General features: G+C 73.7%; 22 protein-coding genes. 14 read left to right on the top strand and 8 right to left on the bottom strand.

The window, feature by feature from the left end; genetic code table 11:
• The first annotated feature begins 1 nt into the window (after position 1).
• From IE237_RS10475 to IE237_RS10455, 5 genes are all read left to right on the top strand, one after another.
• Positions 2-919 (top strand): phosphatase domain-containing protein, encoded by a 918-nt coding sequence (locus tag IE237_RS10475; RefSeq protein WP_229842520.1) that lies wholly within the window; start codon positions 2-4, stop codon positions 917-919.
• A gap of 64 nt (positions 920-983) precedes the next feature.
• Complete coding sequence (locus IE237_RS10470) at positions 984-1,685, top strand: ribonuclease H family protein (RefSeq protein ID WP_189801515.1); 702 nt, start codon at positions 984-986, stop codon at positions 1,683-1,685.
• Positions 1,686-1,972: 287 nt separating this feature from the next.
• Positions 1,973-2,656, top strand: a complete 684-nt coding sequence (locus tag IE237_RS10465) for a GNAT family N-acetyltransferase (protein WP_189801514.1) — start codon at positions 1,973-1,975, stop codon at positions 2,654-2,656.
• Between the two features lie 268 nt (positions 2,657-2,924).
• Positions 2,925-4,091, top strand: coding sequence for an enoyl-CoA hydratase/isomerase family protein (locus IE237_RS10460; protein ID WP_189801513.1), 1,167 nt, complete (start codon positions 2,925-2,927; stop codon positions 4,089-4,091).
• Complete coding sequence (locus tag IE237_RS10455; RefSeq protein WP_189801512.1) at positions 4,088-5,011, top strand: glutaminase; 924 nt, start codon at positions 4,088-4,090, stop codon at positions 5,009-5,011. The genes IE237_RS10460 and IE237_RS10455 overlap by 4 nt, the downstream gene beginning before the upstream one ends.
• A gap of 25 nt (positions 5,012-5,036) precedes the next feature.
• On the opposite strand, the gene IE237_RS10450 is transcribed toward IE237_RS10455, so the two are convergent.
• Positions 5,037-5,645 carry a TetR/AcrR family transcriptional regulator gene (locus tag IE237_RS10450; protein WP_189801511.1) on the bottom strand — a complete coding sequence of 203 codons (609 nt, stop codon included), beginning with the start codon at positions 5,643-5,645 and terminating at the stop codon, positions 5,037-5,039.
• A 112-nt stretch (positions 5,646-5,757) separates the two neighbouring features.
• Between IE237_RS10450 and IE237_RS10445 the strand changes: the two genes are divergently transcribed.
• On the top strand, positions 5,758-6,186 hold the full coding sequence (locus tag IE237_RS10445; protein ID WP_189801510.1) for a DUF4345 domain-containing protein: 429 nt from the start codon (positions 5,758-5,760) through the stop codon (positions 6,184-6,186).
• Between the two features lie 24 nt (positions 6,187-6,210).
• Here the strand turns inward: IE237_RS10445 and IE237_RS10440 are convergent, their stop codons facing one another.
• Entirely contained in the window at positions 6,211-6,909 is a 699-nt protein-coding gene (locus tag IE237_RS10440) for a lysophospholipid acyltransferase family protein (RefSeq protein WP_189801509.1), read from the bottom strand.
• Between the two features lie 354 nt (positions 6,910-7,263).
• Between IE237_RS10440 and IE237_RS10435 the strand changes: the two genes are divergently transcribed.
• Both IE237_RS10435 and secD read left to right on the top strand, forming a co-directional pair.
• Positions 7,264-7,653, top strand: a complete 390-nt coding sequence (locus IE237_RS10435; protein ID WP_189801508.1) for a hypothetical protein — start codon at positions 7,264-7,266, stop codon at positions 7,651-7,653.
• Positions 7,654-7,843: 190 nt separating this feature from the next.
• The gene (gene secD / locus IE237_RS10430; RefSeq protein ID WP_189801507.1) at positions 7,844-10,132 is read left to right on the top strand and encodes a protein translocase subunit SecD; all 2,289 of its coding nucleotides are present in this window, start codon (positions 7,844-7,846) and stop codon (positions 10,130-10,132) included.
• A 54-nt stretch (positions 10,133-10,186) separates the two neighbouring features.
• On the opposite strand, the gene IE237_RS10425 is transcribed toward secD, so the two are convergent.
• The 3 genes from IE237_RS10425 to IE237_RS10415 all read right to left on the bottom strand — a co-directional run bounded on the left by IE237_RS10425 (position 10,187) and on the right by IE237_RS10415 (position 13,085).
• On the bottom strand, positions 10,187-10,585 hold the full coding sequence (locus tag IE237_RS10425; RefSeq protein ID WP_189801506.1) for a nuclear transport factor 2 family protein: 399 nt from the start codon (positions 10,583-10,585) through the stop codon (positions 10,187-10,189).
• Positions 10,586-10,685: 100 nt separating this feature from the next.
• On the bottom strand, positions 10,686-11,879 hold the full coding sequence (gene mgt, locus IE237_RS10420) for a macrolide-inactivating glycosyltransferase (RefSeq protein WP_189801505.1): 1,194 nt from the start codon (positions 11,877-11,879) through the stop codon (positions 10,686-10,688).
• A 33-nt stretch (positions 11,880-11,912) separates the two neighbouring features.
• Positions 11,913-13,085 carry an FAD-dependent monooxygenase gene (locus IE237_RS10415; RefSeq protein WP_189801504.1) on the bottom strand — a complete coding sequence of 391 codons (1,173 nt, stop codon included), beginning with the start codon at positions 13,083-13,085 and terminating at the stop codon, positions 11,913-11,915.
• Between the two features lie 38 nt (positions 13,086-13,123).
• Between IE237_RS10415 and IE237_RS10410 the strand changes: the two genes are divergently transcribed.
• Entirely contained in the window at positions 13,124-13,618 is a 495-nt protein-coding gene (locus IE237_RS10410; protein WP_189801503.1) for a TetR/AcrR family transcriptional regulator, read from the top strand.
• A 94-nt stretch (positions 13,619-13,712) separates the two neighbouring features.
• Here IE237_RS10410 and IE237_RS10405 read toward each other — a convergent pair whose 3' ends face one another.
• Positions 13,713-14,693 (bottom strand): LacI family DNA-binding transcriptional regulator, encoded by a 981-nt coding sequence (locus IE237_RS10405; RefSeq protein WP_189801502.1) that lies wholly within the window; start codon positions 14,691-14,693, stop codon positions 13,713-13,715.
• A gap of 279 nt (positions 14,694-14,972) precedes the next feature.
• Here IE237_RS10405 and IE237_RS10400 point away from each other — a divergent pair, with 279 nt between their 5' ends.
• The 4 genes from IE237_RS10400 to IE237_RS10385 all read left to right on the top strand — a co-directional run bounded on the left by IE237_RS10400 (position 14,973) and on the right by IE237_RS10385 (position 20,567).
• Positions 14,973-16,862 (top strand): ricin-type beta-trefoil lectin domain protein, encoded by a 1,890-nt coding sequence (locus tag IE237_RS10400; RefSeq protein WP_189801501.1) that lies wholly within the window; start codon positions 14,973-14,975, stop codon positions 16,860-16,862.
• A 45-nt stretch (positions 16,863-16,907) separates the two neighbouring features.
• Positions 16,908-17,723 carry an NPP1 family protein gene (locus tag IE237_RS10395; RefSeq protein WP_189801500.1) on the top strand — a complete coding sequence of 272 codons (816 nt, stop codon included), beginning with the start codon at positions 16,908-16,910 and terminating at the stop codon, positions 17,721-17,723.
• 243 nt (positions 17,724-17,966) lie between these two features.
• Positions 17,967-19,892: a CASTOR/POLLUX-related putative ion channel gene (locus IE237_RS10390; RefSeq protein WP_189801661.1), complete on the top strand. Its 1,926-nt coding sequence runs from the start codon at positions 17,967-17,969 to the stop codon at positions 19,890-19,892.
• Between the two features lie 126 nt (positions 19,893-20,018).
• Positions 20,019-20,567, top strand: coding sequence for a GNAT family N-acetyltransferase (locus tag IE237_RS10385; protein ID WP_189801499.1), 549 nt, complete (start codon positions 20,019-20,021; stop codon positions 20,565-20,567).
• Positions 20,568-20,588: 21 nt separating this feature from the next.
• Here IE237_RS10385 and IE237_RS10380 read toward each other — a convergent pair whose 3' ends face one another.
• Positions 20,589-21,356 carry a class I SAM-dependent methyltransferase gene (locus IE237_RS10380; protein WP_189801498.1) on the bottom strand — a complete coding sequence of 256 codons (768 nt, stop codon included), beginning with the start codon at positions 21,354-21,356 and terminating at the stop codon, positions 20,589-20,591.
• 29 nt (positions 21,357-21,385) lie between these two features.
• The gene (locus IE237_RS10375) at positions 21,386-21,643 is read right to left on the bottom strand and encodes a LapA family protein (protein WP_229842514.1); all 258 of its coding nucleotides are present in this window, start codon (positions 21,641-21,643) and stop codon (positions 21,386-21,388) included.
• A 113-nt stretch (positions 21,644-21,756) separates the two neighbouring features.
• Here IE237_RS10375 and IE237_RS10370 point away from each other — a divergent pair, with 113 nt between their 5' ends.
• Positions 21,757-22,602, top strand: coding sequence for a MerR family transcriptional regulator (locus tag IE237_RS10370; protein ID WP_189801497.1), 846 nt, complete (start codon positions 21,757-21,759; stop codon positions 22,600-22,602).
• Positions 22,603-22,764 lie beyond the last annotated feature (162 nt).

The raw sequence follows: 22,764 nt of genomic DNA, 5'->3' as shown, positions 1-22,764 counted from the left end.
CGTGCCTGTCGTCCATGTCATGACCGGCCTCCCGGCCTCCGGGAAGACGACGGCCGCCCGCGCCCTCCAGGCGGCCGCCGAGGGACGCGTGCGGCGCGTCAACCTCGACGACCTCCGCTCCATGCTCGACGTCCCCTCGCCGGACCGCGGCCGGTCCCACAAGCACGAGCAGACCGTGCTCGGCATCCAGGACGCCGCCGTCCGCGCCGCCGTCGACGACGGCTTCGACGTCGTCGTCGACAACACCCATCTGACCCCGCACATCCCGAAGCGGCTGAAGGCCGCCGTGGGCGGCCTCGCCACCTTCGCCGTCCACGACTTCACCGACGTCCCCGTCGACGAGTGCGTCCGCCGCGACGCCGCCCGCGAGCGGCCCGTCGGCGAGGAGATCATCCGCATCCTGGCCGAGAAGCACACCAAGGCCACCCGGGGCGGCTGGCGGCTCACCGCGGACTGGCTCAACGACCGCCCCACCGTCGGAGAGCCCTATGTCCCCGACCCGAGCCTCCCCACCGCCGTCATGTGCGACATCGACGGCACCCTCGCCCTGCGCGTCGACCGGGGCCCGTACGACTTCAGGCACTGCGACCGCGACCTGCTCAACGTCTCGGTGCGGGACGCCCTGCGGGCCTTCCGGCACACCGAGCGGGACCGGATCGTGCTGCTCTCCGGCCGGAGCGAGGACCACCGCGCGCTCACCGAGTCCTGGCTCGCCCACCACGAGGTGCCGTACGACGAACTGTGGATGCGGGCGTCCGGCGACGGCCGCGGCGACGACCTCGTGAAGGCCGAGCTCTTCGACGCCCGGGTGCGCCACCGCTACAACGTCCGCGTCTCGCTCGACGACCGTGACCGCGTCGTCGCCCTCTGGCGCCGGATGGGCCTGCCCACCTGGCAGGTCAACTACGGCGACTTCTGACCCACGACGGCCGGCGCCGCGGGGGTGGGACCACCCACCCCCGCCGCCGTGTCAGGATCGTGGGATGGTGGAGAAGATCATCGCGGCGTGCGACGGCGCGTCGAAGGGAAACCCCGGGCCCGCGGCCTGGGCATGGGTCATCGGCCGCGCCGACGGAGCGATCGACCGCTGGGAGGCCGGACCCCTCGGCCGGGCGACCAACAACGTGGCCGAACTCACGGCCCTGGAGCGCCTCCTGGAGGCCCTCGACCCCGCCGTGCCCGCCGAGGTCCGCATGGACTCGCAGTACGCCATGAAGGCCGTCACGACCTGGCTCCCCGGCTGGCGCCGCAAGGGCTGGAAGACCGCCGCGGGCACCCCGGTCGCCAACAAGGACCTGGTCGTACGGATCGACGCGCTGCTCACCGGCCGGGACGTCGACTTCGTGTACGTCCCCGCGCACCAGGTCGACGGCGACCCCCTCAACGACGCCGCCGACCGCGCGGCCAGCCACTCCGCCCGGACGCAGGAGCCACTCGCCTCCGGCGGCGGCGCCGAGCTGCCCCCGGCGGAGCCCAGCGCACGCCCCTCCACGCCCCGGGCGCGCTCCTCTGCGCCCCGCACGGGCTCCGCGGGCGCCGGCGGGGGTCCGGCCCGCAGGAGTCGCCCGTCCGGCGGCACCCTGAACGCGAAATTCCCGGGCCGCTGCCGCTGTGGTCGTGCCTACGACAAGGGCGAGACCATCGCGAAGAACTCCGACGGCTGGGGCCATCCCACCTGCGTCTGAGCCCACGGGCCGTCCGACTGGCGGGCGGCCCCGTCCGTCCCGTGAGACCGGTCGGCCCGGTCGCACGGCAGGCTTCACCCATGCGTGGACGCGGGTTCTCCCGGGGTTCTGTTCTCGGAGCGGTTGTGGCTGCATACTGATCCTCCTCGCACCCGGTGGCGAACCGTTTTACCTGCTCATTTGTCGTTCTCACGACACTTTCGGCGCCGGACGAGAACCCCCTCCTGCTGCCGCCGCGGCCTCTCCGCGGCGGGAGTCGTCCCTGCCCGTGAAAGACCCGAGGATCCGTGCCAGTACCTGTTCTCCTGACCGGGCGCTCCGTGCGCCTGGAGCCGCTGGCGATGCGGCACGCCGAAGCCCTCGCCCGGGCCGGCGGGGCGGACCGATCGGCCTACGCCTTCACCCCCGTACCCGACGGCCTCGAATCGGCCCTCGATTACATCGCCCGCGCCCTGACCGATCAGGCGGCAGGCCGTTGCCTGCCCTTCGCCCTGGTCAGTACGGCCGACGAGCGAGTCATCGGCTCGACCCGTTTCCTCGAACTCGACTACTGGCGAGGCCCGCTGGTCTGGCCGCCCGTTCCCGGCATGCCCCACGGCGATCCGCTGACCGCCGTCCCGGACGCCGCCGAGATCGGCAACACCTGGATCGCCGGAGACGCCCGGGGCACCGGGATCAACACCGAGGCCAAGTACCTCATGCTCCGGCACGCCTTCGAGGCCTGGGGCGTCCGCCGCATCACCATGCGCGCCGACGCCCGCAACACCCGGTCCAGGATCGCCATCGAACGCCTCGGAGCGACCTGCGAGGGCATCCGCCGCGCCCACTCCCGCGGGCTCGACGGCGCCGTCCGCGACACGGCGTTCTACTCGATCCTCGACGAGGAATGGCCCACGGTCCGGGACATCATCGAACTGCGCCTCTCCACCCCCCGGCAGGTGCGGATCCCGCAGGACCTGCTCCCCGCCTGAGGCCGTCGGCGCGGGGCGCGACCACCCGGTGGTCACGCCCCGCGCGCGGCGGCGTTCGCGCCCCCGTCCCGCCGGTGGTTCCATGGAGGTGACGGGAAGGACTCGGTGTGAGGACGCGGAGTAGCGGCCGTCACAGGACCGCGCACCGTGCAATCAGGATCCGCGAGAAGCGGATGAGTCCTTCCCGCCCCTCCACCCCGTCCGGGCGGGTGTGACGCGCCCCGGTACGGTGGCCGGGACACAGAGCCGTGCCACCCGAAGGGACCGAGTGATCGTGCCGACCGGAACTCCCGACGTGCTCCTCCGGACGGAGGGCCGCGCCGGGTTCATCACCCTGAACCGGCCCCGCGCCATCAACGCGCTGACCCACGCCATGGTCCTCGCCGTCGACGGCGCCCTCACGGAGTGGGAGCACGATCCGGCCGTCACCACCGTCGTCATCGAAGGCGCCGGGGAGCGAGGCCTCTGCGCCGGCGGCGACATCCGCGCCATCCACGACGACGCACGCGCGGGAGGATCGGCCTCCGCGGCCTTCTGGCGGGACGAGTACCGGCTCAACGCGCGGATCTCCCGCTACCCGAAGCCCTACGTCGCCCTCATGGACGGCATCGTGATGGGCGGCGGCGTCGGCGTCTCCGCGCACGGTTCCGTCCGCGTCGTCACCGAACGCTCCCGGGTCGCCATGCCCGAGACCGGGATCGGGTTCGTGCCCGACGTCGGCGGCACCCACCTCCTGGGCCGCGCCCCCGGCGAGCTCGGCACCCACCTCGCCCTCACCGGCGCACCCGTCGGCGCCGCCGACGCGATCCTCACGGGCCTCGCCGACTCCTTCGTGCCCTCGGCCGAACTGCCCGTCCTGGCCCGCGACCTGGCGGACCTGCCGGCCGCGGAGGCCCTCGCCCGCCACGCCGTCGCGCCGCCCGCGGGCGTCCTCGCAGAGCAGCGCGAGTGGATCGACGCCTGCTACAGCGCCCCGACCGTCGAGGAGATCGTCGAGCGCCTCTTCGACACCGGCGTGCCCGCCGCCAAGGAGACGGCCGAGACCCTCCTCGCGAGGTCTCCGGCCGCCCTCAAGGCGACCCTGGCCACCCTCCGCCGCTCCCGTGCCCTCGCCGGCCTGGAGGAGGTCCTCGACCTGGAGTACCGAGTCTCCTGCGCGGCCCTCGCCACCCCCGACCTCGTCGAGGGCATCCGCGCCCAGGTCGTCGACAAGGACCGCGCCCCCCGCTGGAACCCGGCCACCCTCGCCGAGGTCTCGGAGGCCGACGTCGCCCGCTACTTCGCCGTGCCGGAAGGCGGCGACCTCGGCCTGGCCGCAGCGGTCTCCAAGAACGCCGACGCGGCCGGAGCCGCCGACGCGGCTGGAACCCCCGACGCTGCCGGAACTGCCGACGCCGCCGGAGCCGACGACCGGAGAGTGCGGGGCGGCGCGTGACCGGCACGACCTCCTTCCAGCCCGTCCTCGACCGCATCGCCGAGGAGCTCGCGGACCTCACCGACCGCGGCACCCCGGCCGACTACATCCCGGCCCTCGCGGCCGGCGACCCGCGCGACTTCGGCATGGCCGTGGCGGAACTCGACGGCACGGTCTACGGAGTGGGGGACTGGCGCCGCTCCTTCTCGACGCAGTCCGTCACCAAGGTCTTCACCCTCGCGCTCGCCCTCGCCGGGGAGGGCGACGCGCTCTGGGCCCACGTCGGCCGGGAGCCCTCCGGCGACCCGTTCAACTCCCTCGTCCAGCTGGAGTACGAACACGGCATCCCCCGCAACCCGTTCATCAACGCCGGCGCCCTCGTCGTCACCGACCGGCTGCACCGCCTGACCGGTGACGCCTCCGGCAGCCTGCTCGCCTTCCTGCGCGCCGAGAGCGGCAACCCGGACCTCTCCTTCGACGCCGGTGTCGCCGCCTCCGAAGCGACCCACGGCGACCGCAACGCGGCCCTCGCCCACTTCATGGCCTCCTACGGCAACATCACGGGTCCCGTCCCCGCGCTGCTCCGCGAGTACTTCCGCCAGTGCTCCCTGGAGGCCTCCTGCGCCGACCTGGCCCTCGCCACGGGCTTCCTGGCCCGGCACGGGCTCCGCGCCGACGGCAGCCGCCTGCTGACCCGCAGTCAGGCCAAGCAGGTCAACGCCGTCATGCTCACCTGCGGCACCTACGACGCGGCCGGTGACTTCGCCTATCGCGTCGGGCTCCCCGGGAAGAGCGGCGTCGGCGGAGCGGTCGTCGCCGTCGTCCCGGGCCGCTGCACCCTGTGCGTCTGGAGCCCGGGCCTGGACAGCCGGGGCAACTCGGTGGCGGGCGTGACGGCCCTGGACCGCTTCACGACCATCACGGGTCTCTCGGTCTTCTGACGGGCGCCGCCGGGCCGCCGCGTGGTCAGCGGGGCCAGTCGGGGGCCGGGTCCTCGTCGAGGAGGGGCCTGAGGGCGCCCACGACGGCGCCGACGCACACGTCGCGCAGTTCGGTGCGCGTACAGGTCTCGTGGGTCAGCCAGTCCACGCACAGCACCTGCACGAAGACCAGCCAGCTCTTCAGGGCCCCCGACACGGCCGCCCGTGTCCGGTCGTCGGCGAGCGGCAGCACGCCGAGCAACCGCGCCCGCAGGGCGTCGAGTTCACCGGTGATGATCGTCTGGACGAGGACGTCGCCGGCCAGGACGCGGTTCGCCGCGAGCACGGTGTTGCGGTTCGCCGCGAAGTACTCGATGTGCGTGTCCAGTCCCTGTGTCAGCTGTTCGACCAGGGTGTCGGCGGGGTCGAGCCGTGTCCGCGCGAGCAGTTGCTCGGAGGCCTCCTGGTAGAGCGCGGCGAAGAGCTCGCGCTTGCCGGGGAAGTACTGGTAGAGCAGGGCGCGGGAGACCCCGGCCCGCTCGGCGACGTCCTCCATGAGCACCTCGTCGTACGGCAGGGCCGCGAACAGCCGTGCGGCGACCTCCAGGAGCTGGGCGCGGCGTGCGGCGGGGCTGAGTCGTCTGCGAGGAGGCACGCCGCCATGTTACTTGACACACGTCCAGTAAGCGGCCGTACTCTGACGCGGGCACTGCTCCTGGAGGTGTGTCCACCGGCGGATGCGTGTCCAACCGATGGGGGTCGCGGGCATGACCAGAGCAAAGACACTTCGAGGGCTCGCCCTCGCCATGGGGTACGCGTGCGTGGCGATCGGACTTCTCCACGTCCTCCTCGGCAACGCCGCGATTCCGGGGGCCGAGTCGGCCGGTCCGACGGTCGACAGCCTCGGCCGGTTCCTCGGCGCGACCTTCGCCGGGTACGGTCTCGCCTGGCTCTGGGCGGCGAGGCGGTCACCCGTCCCCGCCGGGGCCGTGCGCGCGCTCACCGCCGTGTTCCTGCTGGGAGCGCTCGGAAGGCTCCTCTCCCTCGCCGTGGAGGGGCGGCCGCACTGGTTCCAGCTGGCGCTGGCCGCCCTCGAACTCGCCCTGTCCCCGCTGCTGTTCTGGCTGGCGGACGCCGACGCGAGCGAGCGCGCCGAAGCCGGCCCGCTGCCCGCCCGGGACGACTCCGCACGATGAGGCCGTAGGGGTACGGCCCCGCCGTCACCCGCGGCGCGGCGCGGCGGCGGGTCCCTCGCCGCCGCCGAGGGCCGCCGGCTCGCCCAGCGCCCCGGCCGCCGTCCGCCAGGCCGCGGTCACGGCCCCGTGCGCCAGCTCCGTCGCCGCGGCCACGTCGTCGGGCAGGCGCAGCGGCGTGCCGATGTGGACGTGCAGGCCCGGCCGGCGGACGGGTGCGGTGAGCACCCCGGCGACCTGCTTGACCCGCCCGCCGGAGGTGATCCGCCGGGCCCCGGCCTGGCCGATCGGCACGACCGGCGCCCCGGTCGCCCGCGCGAGCCGCGCGAGACCGGTGCGGAACATCTCCGGCGGGTTCTCGGCGGCGTCCCGGCGGGGTGGGATGCGCCCCTCCGCGTACAGCATCACGTGCCGCCCCGAGGCGAGCGCGACCGCCGCGTGGTCCAGGGCCGCCGCGGCGCGCGCCGAGTTGCGGTGGACGGGCACGTGGCCCTCGCGGGTCAGCGCCCGCCCGAGCAGCGGGATCCGCCACAGGCCGGACGTGGCCAGCAGGACGGGCTCGACGGCCAGTCGCCCGCGGAGCGCGGCGAGCACGAGCGCCGGGTCGGCGAGCGACGTGTGGTTCACGACGAGGATGCTGCCCGGCTCGACACGGGCCCCGGGGTCCGAGGTGACGGTCAGCCGCCCGAAGAACGGGACGACGTGGGCGGCGATACGGCTGAGCACGGGAGGCCCCCTGGATCCGCGGCGGAACGGTGACGGAACCATCGTCCCGGGGCCCCACGGCCGGGACATGAGCACCCGTACTCAAACGCCGGGCTCGCACCCGTACTCAACAACCGGGCTCACCCCGTACTCACATCACCGGGCTCACCCCGTACTCAACACCGGGCTCACTCCGTACGCACACCACCGGGCTCCCCCCGTACTCAGAAGCCGCATTGGCCCCCGTGCTCAGAAGCCGCGTTCGCCCCCGTGCCCGACCGCCCCGCGCACCCGGTGCGTCGCCGTGTCGTGCCCCGTCTAGGCTGAGGCCGCACAGGGATCGGACGGCGATCGGCGGAGAGCGGGGGAGGGGCAGTGGCGGGGAGTTCCGCGCGGCGGCTTTCGGCGCTCCTGCCCGCGATGCTCTGCGCGCTCTGGTCCCTGCTGCTCGTTCCGGCCTCCGCCGCACCCGCGGAGGGCCTCCCTGCCGCGACCGCCTCCCACCAGGCCGCGTCCCCCGCGGCTCCTCGCGCGACCCCGCAGGAGCCGCACCTCGCGCCCGCAGCCGTCGTGGGCCTCCCGGTCGCCGTCGAGAACCCCGTCCGCTTCCCCGCGGCGCCCGCCGCCCCCGCCGCCGCACCCGCCGACCTCTCCGTACCCGCGCGCGGCCTCCTCGAAGGGGACCCGCGGCGCGAACGCGCGCCGCCCGGCGGCCTCCACGGCCCGCGCGCACCGCGCGGCCCACCCTCCACCCGGCACAGCTGACGTCCTTCCGCGTCGCCGTCCGGGCCCTCGGCATGCCCACGGCCCGGTCCCGGGAGGTGTCGTGCGGATCGGGCCCGATCCGCACGACACCTCCGCGACGCGCACCCGACCGAACGTCCCGCACGGACAGCGGGCGCCACCTCCCGGAGGCGGCGCCCCGCCGAGCCGTGCGCCCGCCCGTGGAGAACCCATGTCCTCTCGTGCCTCGCTCCGGCGCGCGCTCCTCGCGCTCGCCGTCGTCGCGCTCTCCCTCTGGATCACCCTGACCACCCCGCCCCGCCTCGGACTCGACCTCCGCGGCGGGACCCGCATCGTCCTGCAGACCGAGGACGGACCCACCACCCGTGCCGACGCCGCCGCCACCGACCGCGCCCTGGAGGTGCTCCGCAAGCGCGTGGACGGCCTCGGCGTCGCGGAACCCTCCCTCGCGCGCTCGGGCGAGCGGCGCATCGTCGTCGAACTGCCCGGCCTGCGCGACCCGCGCCAGGCCGCCGAGACCATCGGCCGTACGGCACAGCTCACCTTCCACGCCGTCACCGGCACCTCACAGGGGCCGGCCGGACCGGCCGCCGCCGACGGGAAGCGCGTCCTGCCCGACCCCGACGCCCCCGGCCGCTTCCTCGCCCTCGCCGCACCCGCCCTCACCGGCGACGGGGTCAAGGGCGCCGAGGCCACCCTCGACACCACGGCCGGCCGGGGCTGGACCGTCGACCTCTCCTTCCGCGACGGCGCCGCGGACGGCTGGGCGAAGCTGACCGGCGACGCCGCCTGCGCCGCCCCGGCGGACCCGGCGCGCCGGGTCGCGATCGTCCTCGACGACCGGATCGTCTCCGCGCCCGGCATGCAGGCCGGTGTCCCCTGCGGGGCGGGCATCGGCGGCGGCTCCGCGCAGATCACCGGCGGATTCTCCGCTCAGGAGGCACGCGACCTCGCGGCGCTCGTCCAGGGCGGCGCGCTGCCCGTGCCGGTGACGACGGTCGAGCAGAGCACCGTGGGCCCGACGCTCGGCGCCGAGGCGATCCGGGCCAGCGCGCTGGCCGCCGTCATCGGCCTGGCGTGCACGGGCCTCTTCGTGATGGTGGTCTACCGGCTCCTCGGCGTCCTGGCCACGATCGCCCTCCTGCTGTACGGACTGATCTCGTACGCGGCGGTCGTGGCCCTGGGCGCCACCCTCACCCTGCCCGGCCTCGCCGGCTTCGTCCTCGCCATCGGCATCGCCGTCGACGCCAACGTCCTGGTCTTCGAACGCGCCAGGGAGGAGTACGCCTCGCTCGGCAGGTCCGCCGGGCGGGATCTGCGGCGGCCGGTCGCGACGGCCTTCGGCAAGGTGTGGAGTGCCGTCGCGGACTCCCACATCACCACCCTGCTCGCGGCCGGCCTGCTGTTCGTCTTCGCCACCGGGCCCGTCAAGGGCTTCGGTGTCACGCTGGCGATCGGCGTCCTCACCTCGCTGATCACCGCGATGGTCATCACCCGGCTGCTCGCCGACCTGACACTGGGCCTGCCCGCCGTCCGCAGGCGGCCCGCCGTGACCGGCATGGCCGCGCTCGGCCGGCTGCGGACCCGGCTGAACCGCCGGGTGCCGCGCCTGATGGCGCACCGGCGCCGCTGGCTGACCGGCTGCGCCGGACTGCTGCTCGTGGCCCTCGCCGGAATCGGCGTGCGGGGCGTGGAGTTCGGCGTCGAGTTCACCGGCGGCCGGGTCGTCCAGTACACGGCCGAGCGCCCGGTGGACGCCGACACGGCCCGGACGGCCGTCGCCGACGCGGGCTTCCCCGACGCCGTCGTGCAGACGACCGGCGACGGCGACGTCTCGGTGCGCGTCCGGGAGACCGGGGACGGCGAGCAGCGGGAGATCAGGGAGGCGCTCACCCGGGTGGCGGGCCCGGTGGAGGTGGAGCGCGACGACCTGATCGGCCCGAGCCTCGGCGGAGAGCTGCGCACCCACGCGCTCCTCGCGCTCGGCCTGGCGGTGGCGGCGCAGCTCCTGTACCTGACGGTGCGGTTCCGCTGGACGTACGCGACGGCCGCCGTGGCGGCGATGGCGCAGGACGTGCTGCTCGTGGTCGGTCTGTTCGCCTGGCTGGGCAAGCCGGTGGACAGCGTCTTCCTCGCCGCGCTGCTCACCGTCGTCGGCTACTCGGTCAACGACTCGGTGGTCGTCCTCGACCGGCTGCGGGAACTGCGCCGCCGGGGCGGGGGCGTGCCGCTCGCGGACCTCGCCGACCGGGCCGTCGCCCAGACGCTGCCCCGCACGGTCAACACCGGGATGGGGGCGCTCTTCGTCCTGGTGGCGCTCGCGGTCCTGGGCGGGGACTCGCTCACGGACTTCTCCGTCGCGCTGCTCGCGGGCGTGGTGCTCGGCATGGCGTCCACGGTGTTCACGGCGATGCCGCTGGCGGTCGCCCTGGAGACCCGGCATCCGGCACCGGCCGCCGCCGCGCCGCGCCGGAGTGCGGGCGCCGGCGCGGTGGTCTGACGGAGCCGGCCCGTCGCCCTCCTCGTACGGGGGGCGACGGGCCGCGGGTCCGGGTCAGGGGTTGTCGAACCAGGAGAAGGCCGAAATCCGCCAGCCGTCCGGCGTCCGGACGAACTGGATGGTCTTGGTGCCCTCGCCCTCGAGCGGCTTCCCGTCGAGCACACCGGACTTGCGGTACGTGCCGAACCGCGAGGCGATGTCGCCCTCGATCCGGGTCTCCTCGGAGGTCTCCCACTCGGAGAAGTCGACGAGCCGTCCCTCGGAGAGCAGCCGCTCGCGCGGCACGACGAACTCCTCCACGGAGTACGCGGTGAAGGTGGGCGCGGTGCAGACGATGACCCCCTGGGGCAGGACGAGCCGCCGGATCCGGTCCACGTCGGCCGCCTTGCCGCCCCGGTTGTCGAACGCGCCGTAGAACTCGGCGGTCACCTGGTCAATCTCGGTCTTGGACATGGCACGACCCTACGTCCCGCCCGCAACGGCCTGTCGGCACAACGGACATCGAGGCCTGCGGGCCGCCGCGGGCGGTGCGGGTGATCGCCGGGGCGCTGGGTCAGACGAGCTCCGCCTCGATCAGGTCGGCGGCGCGGCGCGTGCCACCCTCACGGGCCATCGTCTCCTGGATCTCCCGTGCTCGGCGGGCCACGTCGGGGTCGCCGACGAGTGCGAGGACGGCCTCCCTCAGCCGCTCGGGGGTGGCCTCCTCCATGGGCAGATGCCGGGCCACCCCCAGGGTGCTCAGCATGTCGGCGTTCCCGAACTGGTCGACGGCCTGGGGCACGGCGACCATGGGGGTGGCGGTGGCGAGCCCTTCCTGACTGCCGCCCGCGCCCGCGTGGGTGACGAACGCGTCCGCCTGCCGGAGGATCGCCAACTGCGGTACCCAGGAGTGCACTTCGACGTTGGCCGGCAGTTCGCCGAGCTCGGCCGGATCGACGAACCTGCCGATCTGCAGGACGACGTGCCAGCCCGGGAGACCGGCGAAGGCCTCGACGCAGTCCCGGTAGAAGTCGGGCTGCTTGGTGAAGGCGGAGCCGAGGGAGATCAGGACCACCTTCTCGGCCGCGGCCGGCCGCCGCCACTCGCCCTGCTCGGCGCGCTCGCCCTGACAGGCGCCGACGAAGGTGTAGACGGACTCGTCGACCCGGTCGGCGTGCGGCTGGAGGGCCCGGGGGATGAGGACGATCGCACGGCGCGGCCGGGCGACGAACCGGTCGGGAGGGGTGTCGATCCCGTGCCCGCCGAGCCAGTCCTCGAAGCGCGCGTAGTAGGCCTTGCCGCGGGGCGAGGCCTTGAGTTCGGCGAACATGGGCTCGGCGACCTCTTCCTCGTACCCCTCCCACGGCACCAGGTTCGGCCACAGGGAGACGGCGGGCACGCCCCAGGTGTGGGCGAGGACGGGTGCCGGATAGGCGGTGATGTCGTGCAGCACGAGGTCCGGCCGGTCCCCGTCGAAGGCCGCGGCGAGCTGAGGCAGCGCCTGCGTCGCGTCGGCGAGGAACGGTTCGAGGTTGTCGATCAGTTCGGTCCCCCAGGCCTCCGGGTCGTCGTCGGTCGGCAGCGTGGAGGTGTAGACGACGGGCGTCGCCCCCGTCTCCGCGACCTTCTCGGCGAAGGACGCGGGGACGGCGTAGCTGACGCGGTGGCCCCGGGCGACGAGCTCGCGGATGACCTCCAGGCTCGGGTTCACGTGGCCGTGGGCGGCGATGGAGAACATGGCGATGTGCGCGGGGGAAGCGGTGGTCATGACGACCACAGTAGACGAGACGATACGTATCGTCTACGGGAATGCCGGATCCAGGCGTGGCGGTGTCCAGTCGGCGTGCCGCAGGATCGCGCGCAGAGCCGCACCGTCCGGCGCCGCCCGCAGAGCCGTGTTGCGTACGGCGACGGCGACGGGATGCGCCAGCCGTTGGCCCATCCGGCCGGCCCGGCGGGCGGCGCGCGCGACGGACTGGCTGCGCGGGCGCCGCTCGGCGTCGTACCGGGCCAGCGCCGCGCCGAGCCCGGGTGAGGCGGCGAGCGCGGCCGCGAGCGACACCGCGTCCTCCAGTGCCTGGCACGCGCCCTGGCCGAGGTTCGGGGTCATGGCATGGGCCGCGTCACCGAGCAGGGCGACCCGTCCGGCGGTGAAGGCAGATAGAGGAGTGGCCAGTTCATGGATGTCGTGGTGCAGCACGGCCTCGGGGCGGGTCGCCGCGAGGAGGGCCGGGATCGGTTCGTGCCAGTCCCGGAACCGGCGGCGCAGCACCTCCAGGGGATCCGGATGGAGCACGCCCGGCGGCGAGTTGAGCACGGCATGCCACTCGGCCCGGCCGTCGGTGAAGGTGATGTGCCCGAACTCGGCGCCCCGGCCCCAGGTCAGCTCGAAGTCGGACACCGAGGGCACGGGGGAGTCGGTGAGGGCGCGCAGGACCGTGGATCCGCTGTACGCCGGCCCCGGGTGTCCGGGGAACAGCAGCGCCCGGAGTGCGCTGTTCACGCCGTCGGCGGCCACCACGAGATCCGCCTCCCTCGCCCCCTCGCGGGTGGCGACCCCCACCCGGTCCGCGGCCGTCAGGTCCAGGGACGTCACCTCCGCGCCGACGGTCAGGCAGCCGGCGGGCAGCGCCGCGCGCAGCAGCCGGTGGAGCGTGGCGCGCGGGATCCCCACGATGGGGGTGCCGAGCGCCCGCTCCAGGGCCGCCCCGTCCATCCGGGCCAGCCGGCCGCCGCCCGGGACGCGGGTGCCGCCCGTGTACTGGGGCCGGGCTGCCGCGCGCACGTCGGCGCCGACACCCAGCGCGTCCAGGGCGCGGATGCCGTTGGCGTGGAGGGAGATGCCCGCCCCGGCGTCCTCGAGCACGGCGGCGCGTTCGAGGACGCTCACCTCCCATCCGATCCGCCGCAGTCCGATCGCCGCCGCGAGGCCGCCGATTCCGCCACCGACCACCACCGCGTTCCCGCCGTCCATGCCGGACACCCGCCATCGACGTACTCGCCGAGCACGGCATGCGCGGGCTCACCCACCGCGCGGTCGACCGGGCCGCCGGCCTGCCGCCCGGCACCACGTCCGCGTACCACCGCACCCGCCAGTCGCTCCTGACCGCACTCGTGCTCCGGCTCGTCGAGCGCGACCAGGCCGAGATCCAGGAGGCCGGGCAGCGGGCCGGCGCACCGCGCGATGCCGAGGAACTCGTCGCCGGGCTCACCGCGTTCACAGGCCACCGGCTCACCGGGGAAGGCCGCCGCCGCTCGCTCGCGCGCTACGCCTGCGCCCTGGAGAGCGTGCACCACCCCGAGCTGCGGGAGATCCTCGTGCCGCGCGACAACGCGGCCCGTCGGTCCGTCGAGGACTTCCTCGCCGCCCAGGGCCTCGCGGACGCCCGTGAGCGCACGGTCGCCCTGCTCACCTGCGTGGACGGCCTGGTCTTCGACCGTCTGGTCAACGGCGGAACCGTCCCCGCCGAGGAGATCCGGCGCCTGGTGACGGCCGCGCTGCGCTGAGTGCCCCCGCTCCGGCCGCGGTCCCTCAGGGCCGCCCTGTCGTTCGGGCCGCGCACGCGGCCCCGGCCCGGCCGGTGCCTCGGCGCCCGGCGGCTCAGGCGCCCGGTGCCGAGCCGCGTACCACCAACTCCGTGGGCAGGACGACCGGTTCGTCCGGGATCGGCTCGCCGTCGAGACCGGCGAGCAGCAGTCGGGCGGCGGCGCGGCCCATCTCCCGCATCGGCTGACGGACCGTCGTGAGCGGCGGCTCGGTGTGCCGGGCCATGGGAAGGTCGTCGAACCCGACGACCGAGACGTCCTCGGGTACCCGCAGTCCTGCCTCGCGCAGGGCGCGCAGCGCGCCCGCGGCGATCAGGTCGTTGTGTGCGAAGACGCAGTCGAAGGTGTGCCCCGAGGCGAGCGCGCGCTCGACGGCGCCCCGGCCGGTCGCCTCCGTGAACTCACCCTCGACGACGAGCCCGGTGGGCAGGACCTCACGGAACCCGTCCAGGCGTTCGCGTACGCAGCCGAAGTCGCGGCGGCCCGTGACGACGAGGGGCCGGGAGCGGCCCGAGGCGGACAGATGGGCGGCGGCCGACGCGCCGCCGGCGCGGTTCGTCGTCGCGACGGAGGGGAACTCCGGCCGGTGGCCGCGGTCGTCGACGAGGACGACGGGCAGGCCGCCCCGGTGCAGCGACGTGAGGGTGTCCAGGGTGTTCTCCGGCTCCACGACGAGCAGTCCGTCGAAGGCGCGGGCGGAGACCTGGTCGGTGAAATGGCGGACCGAGTCCGCTCCCCGGTGGCAGGTGTACAGCAGCAGCCCGTAGCCGGCGGCCTCGACCGTGTCGGCGACGCCCTGGAGGACCTCGCCCATCCACGGCCAGGTGAGGGAGGGCGTCAGCATGCCGACCGTCCGACTGGCGCCCCGGGCGAGACCGACCGCTCCGGAGCTGGGCACATAGCCCATGGTGTCGATCACTTCACGAACGCGGGCGGCGGTGGCGGGGTCGACCTCGCCCCGGGTGTTGAGGACCCGGGAGACGGTCGTCTTGCTGACCCTCGCCCGACGTGCGACATCGCTGATCGTGACACGCATCGGAGACCTCCGCGCCCAGGTACGACATCGCTGTCGGAACCGCTCCCGGAACCGGTTCCGGCGCCGTGCGCAGAGTCAACCGCCGTACGACTCGGCCGTCAAGACTTCACGACGAAGGAGTCGGAAATGCAACTCCCGCCTGTATTCCTTGAGTTGTGCGTTCAGGATCTGAATGCGCGGAGCCTTGACGGACCCTCCTCTCCGGCAGTTCACTCACGCCTCGGAACGCACCTCGGTCCGCGCGGACCCCCACCCCCACACGCCGAGAAGGGCACCGACATGTTCCGTACGCCGCACAGGACACCACTCGCCGGCCGGCTTCCGGGGGCGCTCCTCGCGGGCGCTCTCGTCACGGCCGGCCTCACGGGACTCTCCGCCGCCCCGGCCCGGGCCGCCGGCGAGCAGGTCGACGTCTGGCTCACCACCACCGACGACGCCGGTGGCCGTCACGTCATCCGAGGCCTCCAGCAGCAGGCCCCGCTCACCTTCCAGGCCGGGAGCGGCGGGAGCGGCACGAACATCACCGTCGACGAGAACACCCGCTACCAGACCTTCACCGGCGGCGGTGCCTCGTTCACCGACACCGCCGCCTGGCTCATGAAGGGCTCCGGGGCGCTCAGCCAGGCGACGCGGGACGCGACCATGAAGAAGCTCTTCTCCCCGACGGAAGGCATCGGCCTGTCCTTCGTCCGCAACCCGATGGGCGGCTCCGACCTCGCCCGATTCGGCTACACCTACGACGACCTGCCCGCCGGCCGGACCGACCCCGCGCTCGCTTCGTTCTCCCTCGCGCACGACCTCCAGGACGTCCTGCCGCTGACCCGCCAGGCGCGGCAGCTGAACCCGCGTCTCACCCTCGTCGCCTCGCCGTGGACCGCGCCCGCCTGGATGAAGGACAGCGGGCAGCTGAACGGAGGCTGGCTCAAGGCCGAGCACTACGGAACGTACGCCGACTACTTCGTGAAGTACCTCCAGGGCTGGCGCGACCAGGGCGTCCCCGTCGACTACGTCACCGCCCAGAACGAGCCGACCTGTTGCTCCGGGTATCCGTCGATGAGCTGGAACGGCTCGGGGCTCGCGTACTTCACCAAGAACGAGCTCCTGCCCAAGCTCCAGAACGCCGGTCTGCCCACCAAGGTCCTCGCCCACGACTGGAACTGGGACACCTACGACGCGTACGCGGCCCCCACCGTGGAGGACGCGGCGGTCCGCAGTCACCCGAACTTCGGCGGGGTCGCCTGGCACGGCTACGGCGGCGACATCGCGAAGCAGAGCGAGGTCCACGAGCGCCACCCGCAGCTCGACGCCGTCCAGACCGAGCACTCCGGCGGCACCTGGATCGCCGACCAGCAGCGCGAGGACATGATGAACATCATCGACTACACCCGGAACTGGGCGAAGTCGGTGACGAAGTGGTCCCTCGCGGTCGACCAGAACCGGGGCCCGCACAACGGCGGTTGCGGCACCTGCGACGGTCTGATCACCGTCCACAACGGCGATGCCCGCCACGGTCAGGTCGACTACACCGTCGAGTACTACACCATGGGCCACCTCACCAAGTTCGTGAAGCCCGGGGCCGAGCGGATCGCCTCCACGGCCTCCACGGCCGTGCCGAACGTGGCCTGGCGCAACCCCGACGGCTCGAAGGCGCTGATCGCGTACAACGGCTCCGCGAACGCGCAGACGATGAGCGTCGACTGGGGCGGACAGCGGTACACGTACTCCCTGCCCGGCAGGACGTCCGCGACCTTCACCTGGGCGGGCACGCCGTCCGGCGGGCAGGACAGGACCGGTGTCCTGCGCGGTCTCGACGGCAAGTGCCTCGATGTGGCCGGAGGTTCGAGCGCCGACGGCACGCCGGTCCAGCTGTGGGACTGCAACGGCACCGCCGCGCAGCGCTGGACGATCCGCGCGGACGGGTCCGTCCAGGCCCTCGGCAAGTGCCTCGACGTGAGCGCCGGGGCGACCGCCGACGGGACGAAGGTCCAGCTGTACGGCTGCAACGGCTCGGGTGCCCAGCGCTGGCGCTACGAGGAGGGCTCGGCCGACCTGGTCGACGTCCCGGCCGACAAGTGCCTGGACGCCAGCGGGAACGCGTCCGCCAACGGGACGCGGGCGCAGATCTGGTCCTGCACGGGCGCGGCGAACCAGAAGTGGCGGCTGGGGTGAGGGTGGCCGGGGAGGCTCCGGCACTCTCGTAGGAATGAGCTGTGCATGCCAACATGGCTGCCCGACCCATGCCGCCCGACCCAGGGGGACGCAGTGAAGACACCCGTGTACGCCACCAGGGGCGCCCTCGCCCTCGCAGGCGCCCTCGCGCTGATCATCGCCCTGCCGAGCAGCGCGCTCGCCGCACCGCCCACCGCCCTGCCCGCCGACGCCGACGGTCTGGAGCAGACCTTCCAGCCCGCGTTCGACTACGACACGGACGGCTGCTACCCGACCCCCGCGATCGGGCCCGACGGGACCCTCAACGGTGGTCTCAAGCCCTCCGGCGCGCTCAACGGCCAGTGCCGCGACGCCCCGGACCTCACCAACACCAACGGGTACGCCCGCGCGAAGTGCAACAACGGCTGGTGCGCCGTCATCTACGGCCTCTACTTCGAGAAGGACCAGGCGGTGGCCGGCAGCGGCCTCGGCGGACACCGCCACGACTGGGAGCACGTCGTGGTCTGGGTGCAGAACGACCAGGCCCAGTACGTCTCCACCTCCGCCCACGGCGACTTCGACATCTACGGCCGCGACCGCATCCGCTGGGACGGCACCCACCCGAAGGTCGTCTACCACAAGGACGGCATCAGCACGCACTGCTTCCGGCCGGCGAACTCCAACGACGAACCGCCCGAGAACCACCAGCACACCTGGCAGTTCCCCGCCCTCGTCGGCTGGAACGGCTATCCGGCCGGCATCCGCGAGAAGCTCAGCCAGGCCGACTTCGGCAGTGCGGTCTTCGGCCTCAAGGACGGGAACTTCGCCTCCCACCTGGCCAAGGCGAAGCCGGCCGGCATCCCCTTCGACCCGTACGCCTGACCGGGAGGCCCTTCGACCCGTACGCCTGACCGGCACGTCCCACCTGTGTGGGCCGCGCTGATCACGAAGGGATGAATATGCCCGGATGCCGCCCCGCCGCCGACGGCGGGGCGGCACCCTGCTGACGTGCGAAAAGAAGACAAAAAGGTCGTACCCGGGCAGCGGGACGCCGCGCGGGGATCCGGTCCCGGCCGGACCGACGACACTCCGGCCGACGAGGCGCCGGCCGTCGACACGCTGCCCGTGGACCGGCCCGGCTCCGCCCACCGGACCCACTCCGCCGAGGAACGCTTCCGCTACTGGTTCGACACCACCCTCACCCGCGGCATCGCCGCCCTCTGCGGCTGGCTGGCCCTCGTCTGCCTGGCACTCGTCGTCCCCGTCAGCACCGTCCTCGCCTGGACCGACCAGCGCACCCCCGCCTCCCTCGGCTCCAGGATCGCGGCCGTGTGGCGCAACACCGGGCAGACCATGCGGCTGGGCGGCGAGGTCGGCCCCCCGCTCCGCGTCGCCCTGTCCGTACTCCTCGCCCTCATCGCCCTCTTCTACGTCTCCACCCTCGTCAGCCTCATCACCACCGGCCTCACCGACCGGCTCATCGCCCTCAACCGAGGGCACGCCAGAATCCTGGAGAGCGGCCACACCGTCGTCCTCGGCTGGTCCGAACAGATCCCCACCGTCGTCTCCGAACTCGTCGCCGCCCGCACCGACGGCCGCCGCCGGGTGATCGCGGTCCTCGCCGACCGCGACAAACCCGCCATGGAGGAGGACCTCCGCACCACCGTCGGCACCACGGGCCGCACCAGGATCGTCTGCCGCACCGGCCGCCCCACCGATCCCGCCGCACTCGCGCGCGTGAGCCCGGCGACCGCGGAGTCCGTCCTCGTCCTGCCCCGCGACGACCCCCACGACGACACCGGGGTCGTGAAGACCCTGCTGTCCCTCTCGGCGGCCGCGGGGGAGGCCGATCCCGTACGTGTCGTGGCCGCCGTGCGCGACGACCGCTACCTCACGGCCGCCCGCCTGGCGGGCGGAGCCCGGGCCACCGTCCTCGACATGGACGACATCACGGCCCGGCTCCTCGCCGACTGCGCACGACAGCCCGGACTCTCCCTCGTCCACCAGGAACTCCTCGACTTCGCCGGACACGAGTTCCACACCGTCACGGACCCCCGGGCGCCGGGCCGCACCTTCGACGAGGCCGCCCGCGCCTGTCCGGTGTCCACCGCCGTCGGCATCGTCCACGGCGACGGCACCGTCGCGCTCAACCCGCCCCGTGCCACCCCGCTCCTCGCCGACGACACCCTCCTCGTGATCGCCGAGGACGAGCGGTCGACCCATCTGTCGGTCACCCCGACGTCCTACGACCCGACGGCGCTCACGCACGCACCGCCCGAGACCCCCCTCCGGCCCGAACGCGTCCTCCTCCTCGGCTGGAACCGCCGGGCACCCCGTATCGCCGCCCAACTGGCGGGCCGCACACCACCCGGCTCGTCCCTCGACGTCGTGGCCGAGCCGCGCACCGCCACCCTCACCGGCATCCGGGCCGTCACCGAAGCCGTCGGCGCACACCTGGCGGTGTTCCACCGGCCCTGCGATCCCACGCTGCGCGCGACCACGGACGCGCTGGACCTCGACCGGTACGACACCGTGATCGTCCTCGGCCCCGACCACAGGCCGGGCCGCCCCGCCCCGGACGACCGGACGCTCGTCACCCTCCTCCACCTGCGGGCCCGGGAGAACGAGGGTGGACGGCGGCTCCCCGTCGTCGCCGAGATGACCGACGACCGCAACCGGCTCATCGCGCCGCAGGCCCCCGGCGCCGACTTCATCGTCAGCGGCAGGCTCATCGGACTCCTGATGACCCAGATCTGCCAGAACCCGCACCTCACCGCCGTGTTCGAGGAACTCCTCGCCCCGGACGGCAACTCCCTCCACCTCCGGCCGGCGGCCCACTACGTCAGGACCGGACGCGCCGCCTCCTTCGCCTCCGTCGCCGCGTCGGCGGCCCGCCAGGGCGCCTGCGCCATCGGCTACCGCTCCCACTCCCGCGCCACGACCGCCCCCGACCACGGTCTGCGCGTCAACCCGCCCAAGGCCCACGTCCGGCACTGGCATCCGGAGGACCAGGTCGTGGTTATCGCCCGCGGTACGCCTCCGAGGCCATGAGCGCGCGCCGTCGCGGACGGAGCTCCACGGTCCGGACCGAACTGCGCACGGCACGTGGACCGTTGACCTCCCCCGTCGAGGAGATCACCGGCGCGCCCGCCCGGGCCGTGCGATACGTTGCCCGTCATGACTGAACTGGGACCTGACACCTGGCCGCCGGCCCCGATACGGACCGAACGGCTCGTGCTCCGCGCGTCCGAGGCCCGTGACCGCGCCGCGTTCATCGAGCTGTTCGCCTCGCCGGAGGTGGGCACCTACATCGGTGGAGCGCGGTCGCGCGAGGAGGTCGACCGCGCGATGCCGGAGGTGCCCGGTCGGCGCCCCGGGCTGTTCGTGATCGATCTCGACGGGACGATGATCGGCATGATCACGCTCGACCGGCGCGACGCGGAGCGTCCGGGGCACGTCCGCCCGGAGGCCGGAGAGGCCGAGCTCGGCTATCTGCTTCTGCCGGAGGCGTGGGGGCGCGGGTACGCCGCCGAGGCGTGCGCGGCGGCACTCGACTGGTTCGCCGGGACGCTTCCCGGCGAACCGGTGGTGCTCACCACCCAGACCGCCAACGACCGCGCGATGACCCTCGCGGCGAAGCTCGGGTTCACCGAGGTGGAGCGCTTCGAGGAGTACGGAGCCGAGCAGTGGTTCGGCGTCCGGTCCGCGGCGGCGCCGACCGCCTGAGCCGGGCGCGGACCGACGGGCCTACTCCGGTGCGAAAGGCTTCCGCGCCTCGATCAGGGTCCGCGCGGAGTGCGCCACGAACGGCCCCTCCGCGCGGATCAGCGCGTCCAGCGCGCGCAACCGGGGCAGCTGGGCCTCGACCGTGAACCCCGGCACGATCCAGATGACCTTCCGCAGGAACCAGACCACGGCGCCGATGTCGTGGAACTCCATGCGGAGCCGCTCGGCGCGCACGTCCACCACGTCGAGGCCGGCCGCGCGTGCCGCGGCGGTCTCGTCGTCGGGGTGACGGTGCCGGGCCGCCCCGGGCTGCGGCCCGAGGAACCACTCGACCAGCTCCCAGACGCTGGCGGGCCCCACGTGCTGGGCGAGGTAGGTGCCGCCCGGCCTGAGGACCCGGGCGATCTCCGCCCACCACACGGTGGCCGGATGCCGGCTGCCGACGAGGTCGAAGGCGGCGTCGCCGAACGGGAGGGGCGGTTCGTCGGGATCGGCGACGACGACCACCCCGCGGGGGTGGAGCCGCGCGGTGGCCCGGGCGACGTTCGGAGGCCACGACTCCGTGGCCGCCATCGTCGGCGGCAGTACCGGCACACCGCCCAGGACCTCCCCGCCGCCCGTCTGGATGTCGAGCCCGGCCGCGACGGTCGCGAGCCGCTCACCGAGGAGCCGCTGGTAGCCCCAGGAGGGCCGTTCCTCGCTCGCCCGCCCGTCGAGCCAGGAGAAGTCCCAGCCGTCGACCGGCGCCGCGGAGGCCTCCGCGACGAGCTCTTCGAAGGTGCGTGTCATCCCTTCATGATCGCGCACCCCGCCGCCCGTCACCGGCGCGCGCGGCGGCGGGCGAGGAACACACCGAGAACGATACCGACGAGAAGAGTGACGGTGAGGACGATCCAGAGGGGGAGGGTGACCGTCGGAATCCACAGTCTGATGGTGACCGACCCCGTGTTCGCCGCGATGAACCAGATCGCCAGGGCGGCCAGGACGAAGAATGCGAGGGTGCGCACCCGCATGTCCCGCCCCTTGACCGTCACGGTGGACGGACCGTAGCCCTTGTTTGCGGTATTTCGTGGCATACGGTCCATTATCGGCGCGTGGGGGCGAACGGTCGACCGGGATGCCGTGGGGGACGGGATCCGCCGCGGAAGGGCTTGACTCTCGGGTGGCGCGAGACGGCACAGTCAATGCCGTGGACAGGAGAAACCTACTGCCGATCGGGCAGTTCTCGCAGGCCAGCGGCCTCTCGATCACCGCGCTTCGGCACTACGACGCCAGCGGCGTGCTGGTGCCGGCGTTCGTCGATGCGGTGAGCGGCTATCGGTACTTCCGGCGTGACCAGGTGCGTACGGCGCAGTCGATCAGGGCGCTGCGGCAGCTGGACATCCCGGTCGAGGAGGTGCGCCGGCTGCTCGGCGGCGGCGAGGAGGAGCTGGCCGCCGCCCTGCAGACGCACCTGGAGGCGGCCGAGCAGCGGCTGGAGGTGCAGCGCTCCGTGGTCCACAGCCTGTTGAGCCGACTGACCGAAGGAGCACAGATGACCCACCGCGTCACCGTCCGCCAGGGCGAGGCCGAACGGATCCTCGTCCGTGGGGCGACCGTGGACAACTCCGGCCTCGACGCCTTCCTCCGCGCCGCCTACCAGGAGATCTACGCGGTCGCCGGCCGCGGTCCGCTCACCTTCACCGGGCCTGCCTTCGTCCGGTTCCACGGGGTGTGCGACGACGAGAACGAGACGCTCGTCGAGGCCTGCCTGCCGTTCTGGGAAGACGGCGCGCAGCCCACTGACCTGCCCGAGGGCATGACCGTGCGCGAGCTGCCCGGGACCACCCTCGCCTGCACGGAGGTCGAGGGCGCGGCCGCCGCGTTCCCGCAGATCCTCGGCGCGTACGACGCCGTCGCCGAATGGATCACCGAGCACGGCTTCGACTTCGCGGGCCCGGTCCGGATGGTCTACCGCCGGTGGACCGGGACACCCGACCACCCCGACAACCGCCTGGAGATCGCCTGGCCGATCGACGAGCCCGCCGACGACTAGAACCGGCAGATCGAGGGGGGCGAGCAGCACGGCCCGTACGCCGCCATCGTGTCGACCGGACCGGGCAGTTCACGCTCGGGGTCCTCGTACAGCGGGCACAGGGCGGCGGGAAGTCGCTCCCCGGTGCCCCGCGAGAAGCACCGAAGCGCCCTGCGCGGATCT

This window comes from Streptomyces tanashiensis, from assembly GCF_014648895.1.
GTDB lineage: Bacteria > Actinomycetota > Actinomycetes > Streptomycetales > Streptomycetaceae > Streptomyces > Streptomyces tanashiensis.
The sequence above is the reverse complement of the archived record's forward strand: the minus strand, read 5'-3'. Positions and strand labels throughout refer to the sequence as shown.

What these genes read in the sequence shown, in the direction of transcription:
- IE237_RS10395 (WP_189801500.1), top strand. Translation starts at nt 16,908, where the DNA reads ATGCCAACATGGCTGCCCGACCCATGCCGCCCGACCCAGGGGGACGCA.
- mgt (WP_189801505.1), bottom strand. Translation starts at nt 11,879, where the DNA reads ATGACCACCGCTTCCCCCGCGCACATCGCCATGTTCTCCATCGCCGCC.
- IE237_RS10380 (WP_189801498.1), bottom strand. Translation starts at nt 21,356, where the DNA reads ATGACACGCACCTTCGAAGAGCTCGTCGCGGAGGCCTCCGCGGCGCCG.
- IE237_RS10425 (WP_189801506.1), bottom strand. Translation starts at nt 10,585, where the DNA reads ATGTCCAAGACCGAGATTGACCAGGTGACCGCCGAGTTCTACGGCGCG.
- IE237_RS10415 (WP_189801504.1), bottom strand. Translation starts at nt 13,085, where the DNA reads ATGGACGGCGGGAACGCGGTGGTGGTCGGTGGCGGAATCGGCGGCCTC.
- IE237_RS10405 (WP_189801502.1), bottom strand. Translation starts at nt 14,693, where the DNA reads ATGCGTGTCACGATCAGCGATGTCGCACGTCGGGCGAGGGTCAGCAAG.
- IE237_RS10410 (WP_189801503.1), top strand. Translation starts at nt 13,124, where the DNA reads ATGCGCGGGCTCACCCACCGCGCGGTCGACCGGGCCGCCGGCCTGCCG.
- IE237_RS10400 (WP_189801501.1), top strand. Translation starts at nt 14,973, where the DNA reads ATGTTCCGTACGCCGCACAGGACACCACTCGCCGGCCGGCTTCCGGGG.
- IE237_RS10375 (WP_229842514.1), bottom strand. Translation starts at nt 21,643, where the DNA reads ATGCCACGAAATACCGCAAACAAGGGCTACGGTCCGTCCACCGTGACG.
- IE237_RS10445 (WP_189801510.1), top strand. Translation starts at nt 5,758, where the DNA reads ATGACCAGAGCAAAGACACTTCGAGGGCTCGCCCTCGCCATGGGGTAC.
- secD (WP_189801507.1), top strand. Translation starts at nt 7,844, where the DNA reads ATGTCCTCTCGTGCCTCGCTCCGGCGCGCGCTCCTCGCGCTCGCCGTC.
- IE237_RS10470 (WP_189801515.1), top strand. Translation starts at nt 984, where the DNA reads ATGGTGGAGAAGATCATCGCGGCGTGCGACGGCGCGTCGAAGGGAAAC.
- IE237_RS10385 (WP_189801499.1), top strand. Translation starts at nt 20,019, where the DNA reads ATGACTGAACTGGGACCTGACACCTGGCCGCCGGCCCCGATACGGACC.